This window comes from Blastococcus sp. TF02A-35 (genome assembly GCF_004571075.1).
In the GTDB taxonomy this organism is placed as follows: domain Bacteria; phylum Actinomycetota; class Actinomycetes; order Mycobacteriales; family Geodermatophilaceae; genus Blastococcus.
The window spans coordinates 13,690-32,852 of record NZ_SPQP01000028.1 but is presented as its reverse complement, the minus strand read 5'-3'; the positions used below and the strand labels follow the sequence as shown (position 1 = coordinate 32,852).

Genomic DNA, 19,163 nt, shown 5'->3' with positions numbered 1-19,163 from the left:
GCGGGGATGTCGGCGGGGATGTCGGCTGGGGGTCAGCGGATGGGCTGGAGGGCGGGCCCGGGCGGCTGCCGCACGACGAGAGTCGCCGGGCGGCGGCCGCGCAGCGAGCTGAGGACGGCGAGGTCCTCGGCGGCGAGGAGGTCCTCGGGCCGCAGCACCCGCTCGTGCAGCAGGCCGAGGTCGAGGAGGCGGTCCCGCTCCACACCCGGCAGGCAGCCGGAGGCGGTGGGCGGGGTCCACCAGCGGCCGTCCAGACGGACCGCGAGGGAGGCGATCGTCGTCTCGGTGACCTCGCCCCGCTGGTTGACCAGCACGACGTCGTCGGCCTCGGGGTGCCGCAGGGCGGCGGCGAGGTAGACGTCGCGCCGGGTGGTCTTGTGCTGCAGCCAGGGGTCGGCGGCGTCGACCGGCACGTCGTCGAGGGCGAGCCGCACCGGGCCGGACGCCGCCGGCGGGAGGGCCGCCAGCTCCACGTCGACCGAGCCGTCGCGGGAGAGCAGCACGCGGACCCGGGCCGGCCCGGCGCCCGCGACCGCCCGCCGGACCGCCGCCTCGACCGCGGCGCGGTCGCAGCGGAAGCCGCACCACGCGGCCGAGTCCACCAGGCGGTCCAGGTGCCGGTCCAGGTTGCGGGGGCCGGTCGCCGGCTCGTTCGCCAGCGTCTCCAGCAGCCGGTGCTCGGTGACGTCGTGCGCCAGGACCGCGGCCTTGGCGTGCAGCTCGGCCCGCTCCCGGCCGGCGTCGGAGTCCCAGGTGATGCCGCCACCGGCCCCGTAGACCGCACGGCCGGTCGCGCGGTCGAGCACGACGGTGCGGATGGCGACGTTGAACCGGGCCCGCACCGGGGCCGACGGCGGGCCGACCAGCCCCACCGCGCCGCAGTAGACGCCCCGCGGAGCCGGCTCCAGGTCGGCGATCAGCTCCATGGTTCGCTGCTTCGGGGCGCCGGTCACCGAGCCGCAGGGGAACAGCGCGCGGAACAGCTCGAGCAGCCCGGTGCCGGGGCGGAGGCGCGCGGACACCTCCGAGGTCAGCTGCCACACCGTGGGGTAGCGCTCGAGGGCGAACAGCTCGTCCACCCGCACGGTGCCGACCTGCGCCACGCGGCCGAGGTCGTTGCGCAGGAGGTCCACGATCATCAGGTTCTCCGCGCGCTCCTTGGCGCTGGAGAGCAGCTGCTCGGCCCGCTCGCGGTCCTCCGCGGTGGTGCGGCCGCGGGTCGCCGTCCCCTTCATCGGCCGGGTGCGGACCACGTCCCCGGACCACTCGAGGAACAGCTCGGGGCTGGCGCTGGCGACGACGTGCCGTCCGAGGTCGAGGTAGGCGTTGTGCGCCCCGCGCTGGGCGAGCGCGAGCCGGGCGTAGAGGTCCGCCGGGTCCCCGGGAACGGTCCCGCGCAGCCGGTCGGTGACGTTGCACTGGTAGGTCTCGCCCGCGGCGATGCGCTCCCGCACGGTGGCCACCGCCGAGGCGTGCTGCTCGTCGGTCCAGTCCGGCAGCCACGCGGTGGGCGCCGCGGGGGCCGGTGCGGTCACCGGGTCGACCGGGGTCGGCTCGTCGCAGAGGCCGAACCACACCAGCGGCGGCTCCCCGGGCGCGGTGTCGCGGCCCGGCAGCCGCGGGTCGAGACCGGCCGCCGCCTCGTAGGCGACGTAGCCGTACGCCCAGCTGCCGGCCTCCGTCGCCTCGTGGACCCGCTGGAGCACGGCGGCGACCTCGTCGGCCCTGGCCGCGGTCAGGACCTCGCGCGGCGGAGGGCAGCGCACCGCCGAACCGGTGCGGAGGTCGTCGAACCGCGCCCACGGCCGGTGCATCAGGTGCCGCGCCCCTGCTGGGCCCTCGCCGCCGTCAGCGTGTTCGCCAGCAGCATCGCGATCGTCATCGGCCCGACCCCGCCCGGAACCGGCGTGAGCAGGCCGGCGACCTCGGCGACGGCCGCGAAGTCGACGTCGCCGTGCAGGCCGTCCTCGCCCCGGTGGATGCCGACGTCGACCACCGTCGCGCCGGGCTTCACGGCGTCGGCGCCGACGAGGCGCGGGATGCCGGCCGCGACCACGAGCACGTCGGCCCGCCGGCAGACCTCGGCCAGGTCACGGGTCCGCGAGTGGCAGGTGGTCACCGTGGCGTTCCGGGCGAGCAGCAGCTGCGCCACGGGCCGGCCGACGAGGGCCGACCGCCCGACGACCACCGCCTCGGCGCCGGCGAGCTCGACCTCGTACTCGTCCAGCAGCCGCATCACGCCGGCCGGGGTGCAGGGGCGCAGCCCGGGCCGGCCCTGCGCCAGCAGCCCGGCGTTGAGGGTGCTCAGGCCGTCGACGTCCTTCTCGGCGGGGATGCGGGCGACCAGCGCGTCGGAGTCCAGGTGCTTCGGCGTGGGCAGCTGCAGCAGGATCCCGGAGACCGCTGGGTCGGCGGCGAGCTCGTCGAGCAGCGCCTCCGCCTCGGCCTGGCCGACGTCGGCGGGCAGGTGGCGGTGGTGGTCGACCATGCCCGCCTCGGTGCTGAGCCGGCGCTTGTTGCGGACGTAGACCTCCGACGCCGGGTCGTCGCCGACGAGCACCGTCGCCAGTCCCGGGGCGGTGCCGCCGTCGGCGACGAGCTCGGCCACGCCCCGGGCCACGTCCTCGCGGACCCGCCGCGCGACGGCGGTGCCGTCGATGGTCCGGGCCGTCACCGGGCCGGTCCGGTCGTCGGTGCGGCAGCGGTCGCGAGGGTCATGGCGTCTCCGGGGACGGCGGCCGGCGGCGGGGCCGGGGGAGGGGTGGGGGTCAGGCCAGGCTGCGCAGCGTGCGGGTGCGCCACTCCTCGGTGGGCTCGAGGTCGTTGAAGGTGAAGACGTGGAACCCGGCCAGCGCGTTGTCCGGCTTGCCCAGGTGCGGGGCCAGGCCCTTGATGATCTTCGTCGGGTCGTAGCCGCCGGGGACGAAGAAGCGCCAGAGCAGCGTCTGCTGCTTCTTGAGGAACTTCGCCGACTCACCGATGCCGAGCCCGCCGGAGACCCGGAGCAGCTTCTGCCGGCTGACCGCGCCGGGGACCCCGACGTGCACCGGCAGGTCGATGCCCCGGCGCTTGAGCTCGCGCGCCCAGCGCAGGATCACCGCCGGGTCGAAGACGATCTGGGTGGTGATGTGGTGGGCCAGGGCCGCCTTGTCCTTGAGGGCCTGGAACAGCACGTCCTCGGAGACGGCGGGGTGCCCCTCCGGGTGCCCGCCGATGCCGATGTCGGTGAACCCGTGGTCGAGCTCGTGCAGCGCCACGAGGAGGGCGTGCGCGTCCTTGAACTCGGTCGGGGTCTCGGTCGGGTCGCCGCCGATCACGAAGACGTCGGTGATCCCGGCCTCCCGGCAGCGGGCCACGACGTCGGCCAGGTGCGCCCGGTCCCGGATCTGCTGGGCCGAGAGGTGCGGGGCGACCTTGTACCCGTGCCCGGTGAGCGCGACGGTCAGGTCGATCGTGGCGTCCTGCCCCTTGGCCGGGGAGGCGGTCACGGTGAGCCGGACGTCGGTGGGCACGTGCTGGAGCACCTGCTCCTGCGTCTTCTTGAACGGGATGACCTCGTACCCGAGGGTCTCGAAGGTCCGCCGCAGCGAGGCGCGGGTGCCCGGGTCACGGACGGTCAGGGCGCGGTTCACGGTGCCTTCTCTCGTGCGCAGGGGGAGGAGCGGCGAGCCGGTGCTCAAGCGGGCCGGTTGTCCAGCAGGGCGATGCCGGCCGCGGTGTTCGACGCCGGCAGGAAGTAGTGCTTGTGCACTGTGCTGACCTGCGGGTTCATCGCGCCCCGCATGATCAGCCACATGATCAGCTCGATGCCCTCGGAGCCGGCCTCGCGGATCAGCTCCTCGCGGCTGAGGGCGGCCAGCGCCGCGGGGTCCTTCTCGATCTTCTCCAGCCACATGGCGTCGAACTCCGGGTTGATGAACCCGGCGCGCGACCCGGCGAGCTGGTGGGACATCCCACCGGTGCCGAGGATGCCGACCGTGACGTCCTCGCGGTAGGAGGCGATCGCCCGGCCCAGCGCCTGCCCGAGCGCGTAGCAGCGCGCCGCCGTCGGCTGCGGGTACTGGATGACGTTGACCAGGATCGGCACCACCGGGCACGGCCAGGCGTCGCCGGGGTCCGGCGTCCAGACCGACAGCGGGACGGTCAGCCCGTGGTCGACCTCCAGCTCCTGGAACACGGTGAGGTCGAAGCCCTCGTCGACCAGGCTCTCCAGCAGGTGCAGCGAGAGGTCCGGGTCGCCGACGACGTCGGGCACCTGGCGCGGGCCGTAGCCCTCGTCGGCCACCTGGTAGCGGTCGGCCGTCCCGATCCCGAAGGTCGGGACGATGTCGAGGTCCAGCCCGTTGGCGTGGTCGTTGTAGACGACGATCGCCACGTCCGGCCTGTGCTGCGCCAGCCACTCCCGGGCCGGCGCGTAGCCGTCGAAGAGGTCCTTCCAGTTCGGGTCCTCGGTCTTGCCGCGGTCCATCGCCGCGCCGATCGAGGGCACGTGCGACGTCGCCAGGCCCCACAGCACCTCAGCCATCCCGGCGACCTCCCGCTCGCAGCTCTGCCTGGAACTCCTCCTCGGTCATGCCGGTGAAGACACCACCGAGGTACTGCATCGAGCGGCCGTCCATCATGGCCAGCTTGTAGACGTAGAAGATGCTGCCGCCGAGGTCGATCATCGCCGTCCAGTCGCGGTCCAGGACCGCCTGCGTCTGCTCGGGTGCCAGCCCGAACTCCGCGCAGTAGGCGGCCTCGTCGGCGGAGAAGCGCTCGCGGTTGTCCGCGGAGCGGAAGCTCATCAGCATCTTGTTCAGCCGCAGCCCGCGCCGGCTGGTCTGCCCGTCGAAGATCGGCGTGCCCGGCACGTTCAGCCGGCCGCCCGTCTCGTTGGTGCTCATGGGGGTTCCCTCGATCCGGGGCAGGGTGGCCGTCACGACGTCCTCTCCTGCGGGTGGGTGGCCAGCGCCTCGACGTGCACGTCGAGCCAGGGGGCCATGGGCAGCGACATGAGCGCGTCGTGCAGCGCGGCCGGGTCCGCGGCCTCGTAGAGGCCGATGGTCGCGTTGCGGCCGGGCACCCGCCACAGCCGCTTCAGCACGCCCTCGGCGCGCAGCTCCATGGCCCGCTTCCGCTCGCCGGCGCGCAGCTCCTCGCGGCGCTCCGCGGGGGTGTCGGCGGGCAGCCGGTTCTCCGACCGGACGAGGAACTCCACCTCAGGCCTCCTTCTCGGTGGTGGCGAGGCGGTCCAGGAGCCCGGCGAGCTCCGGGGCCGCGGTGACCATGGCCTCGTGGCCGGTCTCCAGCTCGTGCACCGGCCAGCCGCGCTCGCGGGCCCGGTCGGCCTGCCCGGCGAAGACGCGCATCCAGCTGACGCACTCGACGAAGGCGGCGGGCACCCGGTCGACCGCGCCGGTCAGCCGCAGCGGGTCGGTGTAGGTCTTCCACGGGTGCGGGGTGAGCTTCGGGGCCAGCCAGTCGACGTCGGCCTGGTCGGTCACCCCGAGCACCGAGAGCTTGCGCACCGGCACCAGCCAGCCGAAGCCCTGCTCGGCGGCCGACTCCGCCCAGTGGTGCTCGACGGTCTCGGGCAGCAGGTCACGGGCCGCCTCGCCGTCGGCGCCGACGAACGCGTCGAGGTACACCCGCCGGGCGACCGCGTCCGGCCGGCGGTCGGCGACCGCGGTCACGACCTGCCCCGCGTAGCTGTGCCCGACGAGGACGACGTCGGTGAGACCGAGGACGTCGATGAGCCGGACGACGTCCTCCACGTGGGTGTCCAGGCCCACGAGCGGGGACAGCAGGTGCGACCGCTCGGACAGCCCGGTGAGGGTGGGGGTGTGGACGTCGTGGCCGGCGTCCCGCAGCCGCGGCGCCACGCGGTCCCAGCACCAGCCGCCGTGCCAGGCGCCGTGCACGAGGACGAACGTGCTCATGCGGCTGGGTCCTCCAGGGGATAGGTGGCGCCGGACGTGGGGTGGGTCACGTCCACGCTACGGAGGGCGGCACGGCGGTGGATCGGCGCGATGTCACCGCCGTCGCCGCCGATGACGCGCGGGCGGTGTACGTCATCTGTCGTGGGCCACCGGGGGCTCACCGGCCCCGGTACCGCTCGCGGGCGAAGTCCACGAAGGGGACCGGTGCGACGGTCGCGCGGATCTCCACCTGGCGGTGCTCCTCGACGGCGGGCTTGGCCGAGACCGGCCGCTCGCCCCAGAGCACCGTCACCTCGGTGCCGGGGACGGCGACCTCCGGCTCGACCACCGCGAGGGAGACCATCGCCCGCTCGTTGGCGAGGTACCCGCAGTCCAGGGAGATGCCGACCTGCCGGCCGTCCCGCAGCACCTTGTCCTCGTGGTGGGTGGCGTACCGGATCTTCGGCAGGTCCATGAACTTCGCGCCGGGGCCCGGCCGGAACAGCGAGCCGAGGGCGGCGGCCACGTCGTCGGCGTCCCACACCAGGGTCACCTTGGTGCGCGACGGCGCCTGGGCCATCCGCTCGAGGGCCTCGCGGCCGATGAACTCGTGGTCGAACCGCACCGTCCTGCCGTAGCCCACCTCGTAGGGCGTGAGGAGGTAGTCGGCGATGTCGGCGGAGTCCATGCTGCCGCCGACCGAGCCGACCCGGGCCACCGGCAGCCACTCCCGGTACTCCTGCACGAGGGGGTGGTCGGAGAAGAGGGCGGGCAGCGGGGCGGGGACCCAGCCGGACTCCAGGTTGGCCGTCGAGTACGCCTTGGCGCCGACCCGCACGAGGCCGTGGTCGGCGCCGGCCTCGAGCAGCGCGGACAGGACGGCGTCGCCGTCCTCCCAGGGGCCGAAGAGCTCGAAGCCGGGCTGCCCGGCCATGCCGTGCCGCAGCCCGCGGACGCGCCGGCCGGCGATGGTGAACTCGGCCATGCCGAAGAACCTGACGTCCGGCAGCGGGGCGCCGCTCACCTGCTCCACCAGCGCAGCGGCGGTGGGGCCCTGCAGCTCGTACCGGTAGAGCCGCGGCGGACCGGACCGCCGCACCGCGGAGTTGTCGTCGCGCTCGGCGGTGGCGCGGTAGCCGCCGCGCTCGAGGTGGAAGGTGACCCAGTCCAGGACCATGGGGTGCCCGACCAGGTCGAACAGCTCCTCCTCCAGGTGGAAGAGGATCGCGTCGCCGATGAGGTGGCCGCCGGGGTCCACCGCGACGAACTGCTTGGCCCTGCCGACGCCGAAGCCCGCGAAGGTGTTGACGCCGACGTCGCTGAGCAGCCGCAGGGCGTCGGGGCCGGAGACGAACAGGTCGGTCATGTGGTGGGACTGGTCGAGCAGGGCGCAGGTCTCCGTCCACGACCGCTGCTCCGCGCGCCAGTTCGTGAACTCCGGGCGCACCGGGAAGGTGCTCGGCGGGAAGCCCAGGTTCCGGAGGAGCTCGACCGGGCTCCCGGCTCGGGCGAGGGCGGCGGCCAGCGACTCGGACGACATGGTCCACAACGTAGGGAGCGCGGGCGGCCCGCGGGATCGCGCGGATGACGCATCCCGTCGGCGCCGGAGCGTGCCCCTGCTACGACACCTGACGTAGCACCGGCTCAGTCGAGGACCACCCGCACCGGGACGCTCTCCAGCGCCCGCAGCGTGTTGTTGTGGTGCCGCACGGGCGGCCCGTCGAGCTCGATCGTGCGGACCCGCCGCGCCAGCGCCGTCACGATCGACTCCGCCTCCAGGCGCGCGACGTGCTGGCCGACGCACTGGTGGATGCCCATGCCGAAGCCGACGTGCCCGGAGGGGTCGCGCGAGAGGTCGAACCGGTCCGGGTCGGCCCACCGGCGGGGGTCCCGGTTCGCCGCGGCCAGGAACATGAGGACCTTGCGGCCCTCGGGGACGACGACGTCGCCGATGCGCACGTCGGTGGTCGCGGTGCGGAAGAACGTCTGCACCGGTGACTCCCAGCGCACCGCCTCGTCGAAGGCGACGCGCGCCAGGCCGGGCTCGGCGCGCAGCCGCTGCCACTGGTCGGGGTGGGTGGCGAACGCGTAGAGGACCGCCGAGATGCCGTGCACGGTGGTGTCGACGCCGGCGGTCAGCAGCGAGCGGACGACCAGCGGCGCCTGGGCGGGCGTGATCTCGCCGCGGTCACTGGCGGCCCAGATGTCCGCGCCGAAGCCCGTGGGCGCGAGCACGTCGCGCTGGCACTGGGCGTTGACCCACCCGGACAGCTCCGCCACCCGGGGCGCCCCCTTGGCCACCAGGTCGTTGTCCGGCCCGAACGCGTTGAACGCGTGGTCGCCGTAGGGCAGCAGCTTCTCGCGCCCGGGCTCCGGGATGCCGACGGCGTCGGGGAAGACGCGCAGCGGGAACGCGGCGCCGATGTCCCGGGCCGCGTCGAAGGAGGTGCCTCGGGACAGCACCTCCTCGACCAGCGCGTCGGCGTCGGCGGCCCAGCCCTCGCGCAGGCGGCGCAGCGCACGCGGCCCGAGCACCTTCTGCAGCACCCGCCGGGGGGCGTCGTGCCGGGGCGGGTCGGCCTCGAGCAGCAGGCTCGGCGGCCGCCACGGCTCCTCGACGCGGAAGTTGGACAGGCCCACGCCCGCCGAGGACTCGAACTCCTGCCAGTTCACCAGCGCGGCGTGCACGTCGTCGTACCGGGCCAGCGCGAACGTGCCGTACCGGCTGAGGAGCACGACCGGCCCGGCCTCGCGCAGGGCCTCGTGCAGGGGCAGCGGGTCCTCCAGCACCTCGTGGCTGAACGGGTCCGCATCGCTGGTGGGCAGGTCGCTGGTGGGCAGGTCGCTGGTGGGCATGGTGGGAGGAACGGTCGCGGTCACGGGGAGGCCTTCCGGAGGTGGGGTGTCAGAGGTCGAGGACGAGGCGCTCGTCGCGGGACCGGGAGACGCAGACGTACATGCAGTCGCCGGCCTGCCGCTCGTCGTCGTCCAGCAGCGCGTCCCGGTGGTCGGGGCGGCCGGCCAGCACGGTGATCTCGCAGGTGCCGCAGACCCCTCGCCGGCAGGAGGAGAGCACGTCGACGCCGACCCGGTTGAGCGCCTCCAGCACCGTCACGTCCGGGGTCACCGTCACGGTCGTGCCGGTGCGGGCGAGCTCCACCTCGAAGGGGGCGGTGCGGGCCGGGGCGCCGGCGTCGTCGGCGACGAACCGCTCGACCCGCAGGCTGTACGGCGGCCAGTAGGCGCAGGTCCGCTCCACGGCCGCGAGCAGGGGGGCCGGGCCGCACGAGTAGATCCGCACCCCCGTGCGCGGCTCGCCGACGAACCCGGGGAGGTCGAGCAGGCCGAACTCGTCCTGGGGCCGGACCAGCACCTTGTCCCCGTAGGCGGCCAGCTCGTCGAGGAAGGCCATCGAGCTGCGCCGGCGGCCGCCGTAGAGCAGCCGCCAGTCGGCGCCGAGCTGCTCGGCCTGGACGACCATCGGCAGGATCGGGGTGATCCCGATGCCGCCGGCCACGAACAGGTACCGCTCCGAGGGCACCAGCGGGAAGTTGTTGCGCGGCCCGCCGACGCCCACCAGGTCGCCGACCCGGAGCCGGTCGTGCACGTAGGCCGACCCGCCCCTGCTCTCCGGCTCCCGCAGCACCCCGACGCGGTAGGTGGTGGGGTCGAAGCGGTCCCCGCAGAGCGAGTACTGGCGGGTCAGCCCGCCCGGGAGCACCAGGTCGATGTGCGCACCGGGGGTCCAGTCGCGCAGGCGGGCGCCCGACGGGGAGGCCAGCTCCAGGGTCAGCACGCCGTCGGCCTGCAGCTGCTTTCCGGTGACGCGCAGGGTGGCGACGTCGGCAGCCTCGGTGCCGGGTGCCGGGGTCGTCGCTGTCATGGGGAGACGGTGTCCCGCAGGCGTGTGACCTGGGAAACACCTTCTCAATGGACGAGACGGTCTGGCACACTCCGCGGATGCCGCGCACCGCGACGGGGGAGTCGTCCCTGGCCCGCGCGGTCCGCGTCCTCGACGCCTTCACCGCCGACGAGCCCGTGCTGCGGGTCTCCGAGATCGCCCGCCGGTCCGGGCTGCACGTCGCCACCGCCTCCCGCCTCGTCGGCCAGCTCGCCGAGCAGGGGCTGCTCGCGCGGGAGCGGGACGGCAGCGTGCGGGTGGGGATGCGGCTGTGGGAGCTGGCCTCCCGTGCGGCGCCCACCCGGTCGCTGCGCGATGCGGCGATGCCGTTCCTCGAGGACCTGCACGCCGTCGTGGGCCACCACGCCCAGCTCGCCGTGCGGGACGGCGAGGAGGTGATCTTCCTCGAGCGGCTGTCCGCGCGCGACGCCGTCGTCAACTTCTCGCGGATCGCCGGGCGGCTGCCCCTGCACATCTCCTCCTCCGGCGTGGTCCTGCTCGCCTACGGCCCGCCGGAGGTGCGGGAACGGGTGCTCGCCGGACCGCTGGAGGGGCGGACCGCGGCGACGGTCACCTCCGCCGACCGGCTGCGCGCGCTGTTGGCCCAGGTGCGCCAGCAGGGCTACGCGCTGCTCCCCGGGCACGTGCACGAGGACGCGACCGGCATCGCCGTCCCGGTGCGCGACGGCCTGGGCGGGGTGGTCGCCTCCCTGTCGGTGATCGTCCCCAACGACGAGCGGGCCGCCTCCGCCGTGCCGGTGCTGCTGGCCGCCGCCCGGGGGATCGGACGGGCCCTGCGCGACCCGTGACCCGCCCGGCTCAGGCGAGGGCCGCGCGGATCGCCGAGGCGAGCACCTCCGGCGCCTCCAGCGGGAGGAAGTGCCCCGCGTCGGGCACCGGCGTCAGGGTGACGTCGGCGAAGAACTCCTCGAGCCGGTCGGCCCACGCCGGGGGGAACAGCGGGTCGTGCCCCGGCCAGAGGACGTGCGTGGGCGTCGCCAGGCGGTCGGCGGGGGCGGGCGCCTGCTCGGCGAGGCCGCGGGCCAGGATGCCCGGGCCGACCCGGTACCAGCCGATCGACGCCGTGAAGGCGCCCGGCCGGGCGTAGCCGTCGGCGAGGCGGTCGAGGTCACCGTCCGCCGGCGTGAACGACGGCCCGGACCAGTGCGTCCAGAAGTGCTGGAGGTAGCTGCGCACGGCGTCGCGGTCGCCGTCGAGCAGCTGAGCCGGCAGGCCGGTGCGGTGGAAGCTCTGGTACCAGAACTCGCGCAGGACGTCCGGGTCGAGAAGCCGCGGGCCGGCGCCGGGCATCGGCGGTGCGGCCACGAGGGCGCGCACCCGGTCGGGGAACAGCCGGGCGACGGTCTGGGCGATGCGGCTGCCGATGTCGTAGCCGGCCAGGACGACCGGCCCCAGGCCGAGCTCGTCGACCAGCCCGGCCACGCTGCGCGCCTGCGCGTCGGCGGAGTACCCCTCCTCCGGCTCGACCGCGTGCCGGTCGGAGCCGCCGAAGCCGCGCAGGTCCGGGACGACGACGTCGGCCACCCCGGTCAGCAGCGGGACGACGAGCCGGTGGTCGGTGCGGTCACCGGGCCAGCCGTGCAGCAGCACCACCGGCGGCCCGTCGCCGGAGCGGTCGTAGGCCAGGCTGAACCCGTCCACCGGCCGGCTGCGGAGCCCGGTCCCGTCCTCGGACGTGCTGCTCATGCGTGCTGCCTCCTCGTCGGGCCCCTCACAGGTCGAGCACCAGCCGCGTCGTCGCCCGCGAGACGCAGATCAGCATGGTCTCGCTCCGGGCGCGCTCCTCGGCGCTCAGGAGGGCGTCCCGGTGGTCGGGCCGCCCCTCGAGCACCCACGTCTCGCACGCCCCGCAGAGGCCGTCCGGGCACGGGGCCGTCACGTCCAGGCCGGCCTGGCGGGCGGCCTCCAGGATCGACGTCCCCGGCGGGACGACCAGCTGCGTCCCCGCGGTCTCGCACACCACCTGCAGGCAGGCCGTGTCCTCCAGCGGGTCCGGGGCGGTCACGTGGCTCCTCCTCCGCGGCGCGGGAGGCACGGGCCAGGGGAGTGGCGCGCCTCGTGGGCGGAACGCTACGAGCGCGCGGGGGCACCGGGATCGCCCGGTTGACCGGCCCGCCGGCGGTCAGATGTCGGCCCTGCGGCGCGACATCTGACGCACCGGTCACTGCGGCTGGACGAGGCCCTCCTTGACGGCGAGCAGCGCCGCCTGCGTGCGGGAGGTGAGCCCCATCTTGGTGAGCAGGTGGCTGACGTGGGTCCGCGCGGTCCGCTCGCTGATGACCAGGTGCCGGGCGATGTCCTTGTTCGACCGGCCCTCGGCGATCAGCACGAGGACCTCCTTCTCGCGCGCGGTGAGGATGCCCAGGCCGGTCCGTGGCGCCCGGATCTCCTGGGTGAGCCGGCGGGTGACCGCCGCGTCGAGGAACACCTCGTCGCGCACGGCGGCCCGGAGCGCGGCGTGCACCTCCGCGGGGCCGGCGTCCTTGAGGAGGTAGCCCGACGCACCCCGCTCGAGAGCCGCGTGCACCCGCTCCACCTCGCCGAAGCTGGTGAGGATCACGACCCGGACGTCGGGGAACCGGCGCACGATCTCCTGGGTCGCGGTGACGCCGTCCATCCCGGGCATCTGCAGGTCCATGAGGACGACGTCGGGCAGGCCGTCGAGGGACGCGGCCCGGGCCAGGAAGTCCAGCGCGCCCTGGCCGTCGGCGGCCTCCCCGGCGACGTCGACGTCCTCGAGCGCCTCGAGGTAGGCCACCACGCCGCGGCGCACGACCGCGTGGTCGTCCACCACCAGGACCCGGATCGGGTGCGGACCGGTCACGGGGCGGGCTCCTCGGGGGTTGCGGTGGCGGTGGGCAGGGAGGGGAGCAGCGGCAGGGTCAGGTGCACCCGGGTCCCGCCGGGGGACAGGCCGCGCACCCGCACGACACCGCCCCAGCGGGCGGCGCGCTCGCGCATCGCGGTCATGCCGAAGCCGCCCGCAGGTGCGCGGCCGCCGGGACCCGGGACGCCGGGACCCGGGACGCCGTGCGCCGGGACGGCGTTGCCGAGGCCGCAGCCGTCGTCGCTCACCTCGGCGACCAGCCGCCGCCGGCTGCCGTGCCGCGTGACCGCCACGCGGACGCGCATGGTGGACGCCGACGCGTGCTTCACGCTGTTGTGCACGGCCTCGGCGATGATCCGGTAGACGTCCTCCACGAGGTCGGCGTCCAGCCGGGCCAGCTCGCCGGCGGGGTCGTCCACCTCCAGGGAGGTGTCCAGGCCGGTCCGCGCGCCGGTGGTGTCGACCAGGCTGCGCAGCGCCGAGGCGAGGCCGCGCCCGGTGCCGGTGGCCGGGCGCAGCTCGACCACCATGCCGCGCAGGTCGGCGAGCACGTCCTCGGCGCTGGTGCTCAGGTCGTCGGCCACCTGGGCGACCTTCTCCGGAGCGGGTGGCAGCCCGCGCTCCACGAGCACGCCGAGCGACCGGGCCTGCATCATCATCGAGAAGACCTGCTGGACCACCGAGTCGTGCAGGTCGCGCGCGAGCCGCTGGCGCTCCTCGCGGCTGGCGACGTCCCGCTCGCGCTCCAGCAGCGCGGCGTGGTCGACGGCCATCGCGGCCTGCTCGGCCATGGCGAGCAGGAACTCCAGCTCGGTGTCGCCGACCGTCTGGCCCGGGGCGAAGAAGGCGTTCAGGATCCCGACCGGCTCCCCGCGGGCCAGCAGCGGGACGCTGGCGAACCAGCCCCACCGGGGCCGGCCCATCATCTCGTGCAGCGGGGCCCAGGCCGGGTCCTGCATCACCGCCTCGTAGCGGTCGCCGACCACGATGGGGGTCCGGCTCTCCAGCGCCTCCAGCATGACCAGCCGGGCGCCCCGGGCGCGGCACTCCATGAGCTTGTCGAAGAAGTCCGGGGTCCGGACGAACCCGGCAGCGCCCATCACGTGCAGCCGGTCGCCGGTCGAGTTGACGGTGAGCACCTGGACGCCGGCGAGGGAGTCGGTGCGCGCCACCTCGCGGGCCAGGGCCTCGAGCGTCCCCACCAGGGAGCGCTTGGTCGCCACGCTGGAGGCGGCCTTGGCGATCGCGGCCAGCCGCCGCTGGTGCTGCCGGCTGACGGTGACGTCGCGGAAGGACACCACCCACCGGTCCTGCCCGGGGACCCGGTCGACCAGGTAGGCGAACTCGCGTCGCTCGGTCCCGGCCCGCCACTCGACGGTGGCCTCACCGGCGCTGCCGGCGACGGTGGTGGCCCCGGGGGCGGGGAAGGGGGAGGGCACACCGGCGACGGCGCCGGGCGGCAGGCCGCACAGCGCGCGGGCGGCGGGGTTGGCCTCCACGAAGCGGGCGTCGGCGTCGATGACGGCCAGCCCCTCCGGCGCGTGCTCGAACACGTCGGCCGGGAACGTCTCGGCAGGCGGCGCCTGCGCGGCGGACCGCACGTCGAGCTGCATCCCGCTCCTCCTCTCACCACCGGTCCCGCCGGTGACCGGCGCCACCATTGTGGCGCACCGCTCAGCGGCTCCCGGTCCCTCGGGGACGACGTCCCTCGTCCGTGGGTGCCTCCGCCGGGACGGCCCGGCCGCCGGGACGGCGAGGGCCGGGCCACCGCCGCGGAGGTACCCGCGGGGGCGACCCGGCCCGTGCCGGATCAGCGATCAGACGGTGCGGCCGGCCTGGTGTCAGGCCTTGCCGGTGGTGCGCCAGCCGCCCTGGTAGGTCTCCCGCGCCATCTTGGCGTAGGGGACCGGGCTGACGATGGCGCGCACCTCGAACTGCTCGTGCGGCTCGACGGTGGTCTTCTTGCTGCCGCCGTCGGGCTCGCCCCAGACCACGCGCACCTCGGCGCCGTGCGGCACGTCGGGGCTGATGGTGGCCAGCGAGAGGCCCTTCTGCTCGTTGGCGGAGATGCCGGTGAACATCGAGACGCCCAGGACGGTGCCGTCGGCGTCGATGACCTTGTCGAAGTTCGACGACCCGTAGTTGGAGTTCGGCAGGTCGAAGAACTGGTACTTCGCGCCCTCGACAGGGGAGGAGAGCAGCTTGGCCAGGTCGTCGGAGTTCCACTCCAGCGTCACCTTGCGGCGCTGGGCGTCCTTGTCGAGGGCCTCGAGGGCGTCCCGGCCGATGAAGTCGTGGTCGAACTTCACGAAGGAGCCGTAGCCCAGCTCCCACGGGTTGGTGTAGTAGTCCTCGATGTCGTCGGACACGAAGCTGCCGGCGATGGCGTTGGTGGCCTCGTAGCTGTCGGCGCCGAGCCACTCGCGGTAGGGGCGCAGCTCCTCACCGGTGTAGATCGCCGGCAGCGGCGAGGGGATCCAGCCCGACTCGAGGGTGTTGGTCGAGTAGGCGCGCGAGCCCACCGGCTCCATCCCGAACTCGCGGCCGGCCTCGAGGATGGCCTCGCGGATCCGGTCGTAGCTCTCGTACGGGCCCCAGATCTCCAGGCCCGGGGCGCCGGCCATGCCGTGGCGCAGGGTGCGGACGCGCTCGCCGGCGATGGTCATCTCGCCCATGCGGAAGAACTTCAGCTGCTCGACGGTGCCGCCGTTGAGCTTCTCGATGATGGGCCAGGCGTTCGGGCCCTGGATCTGGAAGCGCCACAGGTCGCGGGTCACGGCCTTGCCGTAGGGCCGCGAGGGGGACCGGGGGTCGTTGCGGATCTCGACGTCGTAGCCGCCGGTCTCGCCCTGGAACTGCAGCCAGCTGGCGCCGGGGGCGCGGCCGACGTAGACGAACTCGTCCTCGTCGAGGTGGAAGAGGATGCCGTCGCCGATGACGTTGCCGGCCGGGGTGACCGGGACGAACTGCTTGGCCATGTTCACCGGGAAGTTGGCCACGCTGTTGATGCCGGTGTCGGAGATCAGCTTGAGCGCGTCCGGGCCCTTGATGAACAGGTTGAACATGTGGTGCGACTGGTCGAAGAGCACGGCGGTCTGCTGCCACGCCTTCTGCTCCCGCCGCCAGTTCGTGAACTCCGAGGGGACCACCGGGTAGATGTAGGCGCCCAGCTGGGAGTTCCGCAGCAGCCCGACCGTGTCGCCGCTCTGGTCGAGGAGTTCCTGGAGGTTCTTCGCGGTCATGTCCGTCCATTCATCGGGTGTCGCTTCTGCGGGCCGGTGGGGCCGGCCCAGGGCCTGGTGGCCGGTGGTCGGCTCGCGGTGGCGTCCGGCCGGGGACGACGGGCTCCGGGTGGGGTGAGGCCCTGCTCGTCCCGGGACGGGGCCCGCCGGCTCGTCGCGAACGAGTGGGTCATCCGGTCGCCTGCAGCCTAGAGCGGCGCATGTGTCCGAGCACACAGCCATCCGTCACCCTGCGGCGACCGTTGCGGCTGCCCGGCGTGCGTCGGATGACGGGACAGCCGGGTCATATGACGTATTCGCGGCGCCATCGGCCGGTTTCGGGCGACGGGAGCGGCCTCATCGGTGAGAGTGGCCCGGCACACACACCGCGGAGGGGGAGGCGATGGCGCGTCGTCCGACGGGCCCGGCTGCCCGGGCCCCGGCCGCGACCGGTCCCGACCGGACGTCCTGGACCGCGGTCGCCGGCCTGATGGCCGCCGGGGTGGTCGCCGCGGCGCAGATCGGCGGGGCCTCGGCCGCGCTGCCGGTGCTCACCGACGAGTTCGGGCTGAGCTCGACGACCGCGGCCTGGTACCTGTCCACGGTCAGCGCGCTCGGGGCGGGCGGCGGTGCCCTCCTCGGGTGGCTGGGCCAGACGCTGGGCTTCGGCCGCCAGGTCCGGATCGGCCTGCTGGCGATCGTCCTGGCCGACCTGGGCGGGGCCGCGGTCGACTCCCTGGCCGGGCTCCTGGCCGCGCGGGTGGCCGAGGGGCTGGGCCTGGTGATGGTCATCCTGGCGGCGCCGCCGCTGCTCTCGGAGGTCGCCGCACCGGCACGCCGGCGGCTCGTCGCCGGCGCCTGGGGCGCGTACCTGCCGGTGGGGTCCGGGCTGGCGGCCCTCCTGGTGCCCCCGGCGATCGGGCTGTGGGGGTGGCGCGGGGCGTCGGTGGCCGACGCGTTCCTGGCCGCGGTGGTCCTCGGGCTCGTCCTGCGCTGGGTGCCCTCGACCGGGACGCGTGCGCGGGCGTCGGCCGGCGGGTTCCTGGGGGCCTTCCGGTCGCGGTCGGTCCTGCTGATCACGGCGGCCTTCGGTCTCTACTCCGCGCAGTTCCTGGCGGTCGTCGGCCTGCTGCCGGCGTCGCTGGTCGCCGACGAGGGGCTCTCCGTCGCCACGGCCGGCCTGCTGGGCGCCATCGCCTTCCTGGTCAGCGCGCCCGGCAACTTCCTGGGCGCCTACCTCCTGCACCGGGGTGTGCCCCTGCGGTGGGTCGTCCCGGCCGGCTGCGCAGGCATGGCCGTCGCCGTGTGGGGCGTCCTCGACCCAGCGCTGCCGGTGGCGCTCCGCGTCGCCTCGGCGATCGCGTTCTCCTTCGTCGGCGGGCTGGTGCCGTCGTCGCTCTTCGCCGGCCTGGCCGCCGTGTCTGCGGGCTCGCGCTCGGCCGGGGCGGCCATCGGTCTGCTGACCCAGGGGTCGGCGGCGGGACAGCTGCTCGGGCCGCCGGTCGTCGTGGCGGTGGGCACGGCCCTGGCCGCGGGGCCGACCGGGCAGTCGGCGCTGCTGGTGTCCTTCGCCTGCCTCGTCGCGCTGGCCGCGGTGGTGCTGCCCCGTGGCGAGCGGATCGCCTGACGTGGCGGGCGTGGGCTCCCGGCGGGGCGCGACGGTCCTCGGTGACGACGCGACAACTTTCCCGTCAAGATTGTTGTCAATCTCACCGGGGGTCCGTAGGTTCCGTCCCCGAGCCCGGCCTGTGACGCGCACCACCGCAGGAACGGCCGGGCGGCGAACCGATCCGACGGCGGGAGAGACGGTCAATGGCGGCTGAGCTGGCCCTGCAGGACGTGAGCCTGCAGTTCGGCGGCATCAAAGTGCTGCAGGAGGTGAGCTTCACCGTCGAGCCGGGCCAGATCTTCGGCCTCGTCGGGCCCAACGGTGCCGGCAAGACCTCGTTGTTCAACTGCATCAGCGGGCACTACAAGCCCACCGCGGGCACCGTGCGGATCGACGGCACCGAGGTGCAGGGCGCGCGCCCGGCGACGCTGGCCCGGCACGGGCTGGCCCGGACGTTCCAGCACCCCGCGCTGCAGCTGCACGCCACCGTGCTGGAGAACGTGCTGCTCGGCGCGCACTCGCGCCTCCCGGGTGGGGCGCTGGAGTGGGCGCTGCGCTCGCCGCGGACCCGGCGTGCCGAGAAGCAGCTGCGCGCCGAGGCGCTCGACCTCCTGGAGCGCAACGGTCTCGGCTGGGCCGCGCACCTGCCGGCCGACGAGCTGTCGCACGGGCTGCACAAGGGCGTGGAGCTCTGCCGCGCGCTGCTCATGAAGCCCAAGCTGCTGCTCCTCGACGAGCCCGCCGCCGGCCTGCCGCACAGCGAGGTCGAGACGCTGATCGCGACCGTGCGCCGGCTGCGCGCCGAGGACGACATCACCGTCGTCATCGTCGAGCACCACATGGGCCTCATCGCCGCCCTCACCGACCGGGTCGTCGTGCTCGACCACGGCGCCAAGCTCATGGAGGGGACGGCCGCCGAGGCGCAGTCCGACCCCCGGGTCATCGAGGCCTACATCGGAAAGGACGCGGCGGATGACGCTGCTTGAGCTGGAGGACGTCACCGCGTCCTACGGGCCCGTCCAGGTGCTGGACGGCGTCTCGCTGAGCGTCCCGGAGAACGGGGCCTTCGGCATCCTCGGCGCGAACGGCGCCGGCAAGACCACGACGCTGCGCGCCATCAGCGGTGCCGTCCGCACCGGAGGCCGGATCGTCTTCGACGGCAAGGACATCAGCGGGATGCGGCCCGACCAGGTCGCCGCGCTCGGCATCGCGCACGTCCCGGAGGGTCGCGGGTCCTTCGGTGACCTGACCGTCCGCGAGAACCTGCGGGTCGGCGCCTACCTGCGCAAGGACCGCAAGGGCGTCGACGAGGACATCGACTACTGCCTGGACCTGTTCCCGAACCTGCAGGACCGGATCAGGTCGAACGCCTCGGCCCTGTCCGGCGGCGAGCAGCAGATGCTCGCCGTGGCGCGGGCGATCATGAGCAAGCCGCGGATGCTGCTCCTGGACGAGGCCTCGCTCGGCCTCGCGCCGAGCACCGCGAAGAACGTCTACGACGCGATCCGGCGGCTGCGCCTGGAGTCCGGGATCGCCATGGTCGTGGTCGAGCAGAACGCCAACCTCGCCTTCACGCTCGTCGACAGCGCGACCGTCCTGGAGACCGGCCGGAGCGTGCTCACCGGCACGTCCGCCGAGCTCAAGGGCATGGACGAGATCCGTCGCGCTTACCTGGGAGGCTGAC

Annotated in this window: 19 protein-coding genes; 4 read left to right on the top strand and 15 right to left on the bottom strand. The window is 74.4% G+C overall.

Annotated elements, in window-relative coordinates; genetic code table 11:
* Window positions 1-32: 32 nt before the first annotated feature.
* The 10 genes from pabB to E4P43_RS13760 form a co-directional block, all read right to left on the bottom strand.
* Window positions 33-1,814 (bottom strand): aminodeoxychorismate synthase component I, encoded by a 1,782-nt coding sequence (gene pabB, locus E4P43_RS13805; protein ID WP_135146038.1) that lies wholly within the window; start codon window positions 1,812-1,814, stop codon window positions 33-35.
* Window positions 1,814-2,674, bottom strand: coding sequence for a bifunctional methylenetetrahydrofolate dehydrogenase/methenyltetrahydrofolate cyclohydrolase FolD (gene folD, locus E4P43_RS13800; protein WP_135146037.1), 861 nt, complete (start codon window positions 2,672-2,674; stop codon window positions 1,814-1,816). The genes pabB and folD overlap by 1 nt, the downstream gene beginning before the upstream one ends.
* 94 nt (window positions 2,675-2,768) lie before the next feature.
* A complete protein-coding gene (locus E4P43_RS13795; protein WP_135146036.1) occupies window positions 2,769-3,632 on the bottom strand; it encodes a methylenetetrahydrofolate reductase in 864 nt (287 codons plus the stop codon).
* 44 nt (window positions 3,633-3,676) lie between these two features.
* On the bottom strand, window positions 3,677-4,525 hold the full coding sequence (locus tag E4P43_RS13790) for a class III extradiol dioxygenase subunit beta (RefSeq protein ID WP_135146035.1): 849 nt from the start codon (window positions 4,523-4,525) through the stop codon (window positions 3,677-3,679).
* On the bottom strand, window positions 4,518-4,922 hold the full coding sequence (gene ligA / locus E4P43_RS13785; protein ID WP_245159129.1) for a protocatechuate 4,5-dioxygenase subunit alpha: 405 nt from the start codon (window positions 4,920-4,922) through the stop codon (window positions 4,518-4,520). Before ligA ends, E4P43_RS13790 begins: the two co-directional genes overlap by 8 nt.
* A complete protein-coding gene (locus E4P43_RS13780; protein ID WP_135146034.1) occupies window positions 4,919-5,200 on the bottom strand; it encodes a muconolactone Delta-isomerase family protein in 282 nt (93 codons plus the stop codon). Before E4P43_RS13780 ends, ligA begins: the two co-directional genes overlap by 4 nt.
* 1 nt (window position 5,201) lies before the next feature.
* Window positions 5,202-5,921, bottom strand: coding sequence for an alpha/beta fold hydrolase (locus tag E4P43_RS13775; protein WP_135146033.1), 720 nt, complete (start codon window positions 5,919-5,921; stop codon window positions 5,202-5,204).
* Window positions 5,922-6,078: 157 nt separating this feature from the next.
* Window positions 6,079-7,440 carry an aminomethyltransferase family protein gene (locus tag E4P43_RS13770; protein WP_135146032.1) on the bottom strand — a complete coding sequence of 454 codons (1,362 nt, stop codon included), beginning with the start codon at window positions 7,438-7,440 and terminating at the stop codon, window positions 6,079-6,081.
* A gap of 104 nt (window positions 7,441-7,544) precedes the next feature.
* Window positions 7,545-8,756 (bottom strand): cytochrome P450, encoded by a 1,212-nt coding sequence (locus tag E4P43_RS13765; RefSeq protein WP_135146031.1) that lies wholly within the window; start codon window positions 8,754-8,756, stop codon window positions 7,545-7,547.
* 49 nt (window positions 8,757-8,805) lie between these two features.
* Window positions 8,806-9,783, bottom strand: coding sequence for a PDR/VanB family oxidoreductase (locus E4P43_RS13760; protein ID WP_135146030.1), 978 nt, complete (start codon window positions 9,781-9,783; stop codon window positions 8,806-8,808).
* 77 nt (window positions 9,784-9,860) lie between these two features.
* On the opposite strand from E4P43_RS13760, the gene E4P43_RS13755 reads away from it, so the two are divergent.
* Window positions 9,861-10,610 carry an IclR family transcriptional regulator gene (locus tag E4P43_RS13755; protein WP_135146029.1) on the top strand — a complete coding sequence of 250 codons (750 nt, stop codon included), beginning with the start codon at window positions 9,861-9,863 and terminating at the stop codon, window positions 10,608-10,610.
* A 10-nt stretch (window positions 10,611-10,620) separates the two neighbouring features.
* On the opposite strand, the gene E4P43_RS13750 is transcribed toward E4P43_RS13755, so the two are convergent.
* The 5 genes from E4P43_RS13750 to E4P43_RS13730 form a co-directional block, all read right to left on the bottom strand.
* Entirely contained in the window at window positions 10,621-11,508 is an 888-nt protein-coding gene (locus tag E4P43_RS13750) for an alpha/beta hydrolase (RefSeq protein ID WP_135146028.1), read from the bottom strand.
* 25 nt (window positions 11,509-11,533) lie between these two features.
* Window positions 11,534-11,827, bottom strand: coding sequence for a 2Fe-2S iron-sulfur cluster binding domain-containing protein (locus E4P43_RS13745; RefSeq protein WP_245159128.1), 294 nt, complete (start codon window positions 11,825-11,827; stop codon window positions 11,534-11,536).
* 156 nt (window positions 11,828-11,983) lie between these two features.
* Window positions 11,984-12,646, bottom strand: coding sequence for a response regulator transcription factor (locus E4P43_RS13740; protein ID WP_135146026.1), 663 nt, complete (start codon window positions 12,644-12,646; stop codon window positions 11,984-11,986).
* The gene (locus E4P43_RS13735; protein WP_135146025.1) at window positions 12,643-14,262 is read right to left on the bottom strand and encodes a histidine kinase; all 1,620 of its coding nucleotides are present in this window, start codon (window positions 14,260-14,262) and stop codon (window positions 12,643-12,645) included. Before E4P43_RS13735 ends, E4P43_RS13740 begins: the two co-directional genes overlap by 4 nt.
* A 228-nt stretch (window positions 14,263-14,490) precedes the next feature.
* A complete protein-coding gene (locus E4P43_RS13730) occupies window positions 14,491-15,891 on the bottom strand; it encodes an aminomethyltransferase family protein (protein ID WP_135146024.1) in 1,401 nt (466 codons plus the stop codon).
* A gap of 382 nt (window positions 15,892-16,273) precedes the next feature.
* On the opposite strand from E4P43_RS13730, the gene E4P43_RS13725 reads away from it, so the two are divergent.
* The 3 genes from E4P43_RS13725 to E4P43_RS13715 all read left to right on the top strand — a co-directional run bounded on the left by E4P43_RS13725 (window position 16,274) and on the right by E4P43_RS13715 (window position 19,162).
* Window positions 16,274-17,497 (top strand): MFS transporter, encoded by a 1,224-nt coding sequence (locus E4P43_RS13725; RefSeq protein WP_135146023.1) that lies wholly within the window; start codon window positions 16,274-16,276, stop codon window positions 17,495-17,497.
* 185 nt (window positions 17,498-17,682) lie between these two features.
* The gene (locus E4P43_RS13720; protein ID WP_135146022.1) at window positions 17,683-18,465 is read left to right on the top strand and encodes an ABC transporter ATP-binding protein; all 783 of its coding nucleotides are present in this window, start codon (window positions 17,683-17,685) and stop codon (window positions 18,463-18,465) included.
* On the top strand, window positions 18,452-19,162 hold the full coding sequence (locus E4P43_RS13715; protein WP_135146021.1) for an ABC transporter ATP-binding protein: 711 nt from the start codon (window positions 18,452-18,454) through the stop codon (window positions 19,160-19,162). Before E4P43_RS13720 ends, E4P43_RS13715 begins: the two co-directional genes overlap by 14 nt.
* The last annotated feature ends 1 nt before the right edge of the window (window position 19,163 follow it).

Excerpts from the sequence above, each read along its gene's own strand:
- pabB (WP_135146038.1), bottom strand. The coding sequence starts at position 1,814 with ATGCACCGGCCGTGGGCGCGGTTCGACGACCTCCGCACCGGTTCGGCG.
- E4P43_RS13790 (WP_135146035.1), bottom strand. The coding sequence starts at position 4,525 with ATGGCTGAGGTGCTGTGGGGCCTGGCGACGTCGCACGTGCCCTCGATC.
- E4P43_RS13775 (WP_135146033.1), bottom strand. The coding sequence starts at position 5,921 with ATGAGCACGTTCGTCCTCGTGCACGGCGCCTGGCACGGCGGCTGGTGC.
- E4P43_RS13770 (WP_135146032.1), bottom strand. The coding sequence starts at position 7,440 with ATGTCGTCCGAGTCGCTGGCCGCCGCCCTCGCCCGAGCCGGGAGCCCG.
- E4P43_RS13765 (WP_135146031.1), bottom strand. The coding sequence starts at position 8,756 with ATGCCCACCAGCGACCTGCCCACCAGCGACCTGCCCACCAGCGATGCG.
- E4P43_RS13760 (WP_135146030.1), bottom strand. The coding sequence starts at position 9,783 with ATGACAGCGACGACCCCGGCACCCGGCACCGAGGCTGCCGACGTCGCC.
- E4P43_RS13755 (WP_135146029.1), top strand. The coding sequence starts at position 9,861 with ATGCCGCGCACCGCGACGGGGGAGTCGTCCCTGGCCCGCGCGGTCCGC.
- E4P43_RS13750 (WP_135146028.1), bottom strand. The coding sequence starts at position 11,508 with ATGAGCAGCACGTCCGAGGACGGGACCGGGCTCCGCAGCCGGCCGGTG.
- E4P43_RS13735 (WP_135146025.1), bottom strand. The coding sequence starts at position 14,262 with ATGCAGCTCGACGTGCGGTCCGCCGCGCAGGCGCCGCCTGCCGAGACG.
- E4P43_RS13730 (WP_135146024.1), bottom strand. The coding sequence starts at position 15,891 with ATGACCGCGAAGAACCTCCAGGAACTCCTCGACCAGAGCGGCGACACG.
- E4P43_RS13725 (WP_135146023.1), top strand. The coding sequence starts at position 16,274 with ATGGCGCGTCGTCCGACGGGCCCGGCTGCCCGGGCCCCGGCCGCGACC.
- E4P43_RS13720 (WP_135146022.1), top strand. The coding sequence starts at position 17,683 with ATGGCGGCTGAGCTGGCCCTGCAGGACGTGAGCCTGCAGTTCGGCGGC.
- E4P43_RS13715 (WP_135146021.1), top strand. The coding sequence starts at position 18,452 with ATGACGCTGCTTGAGCTGGAGGACGTCACCGCGTCCTACGGGCCCGTC.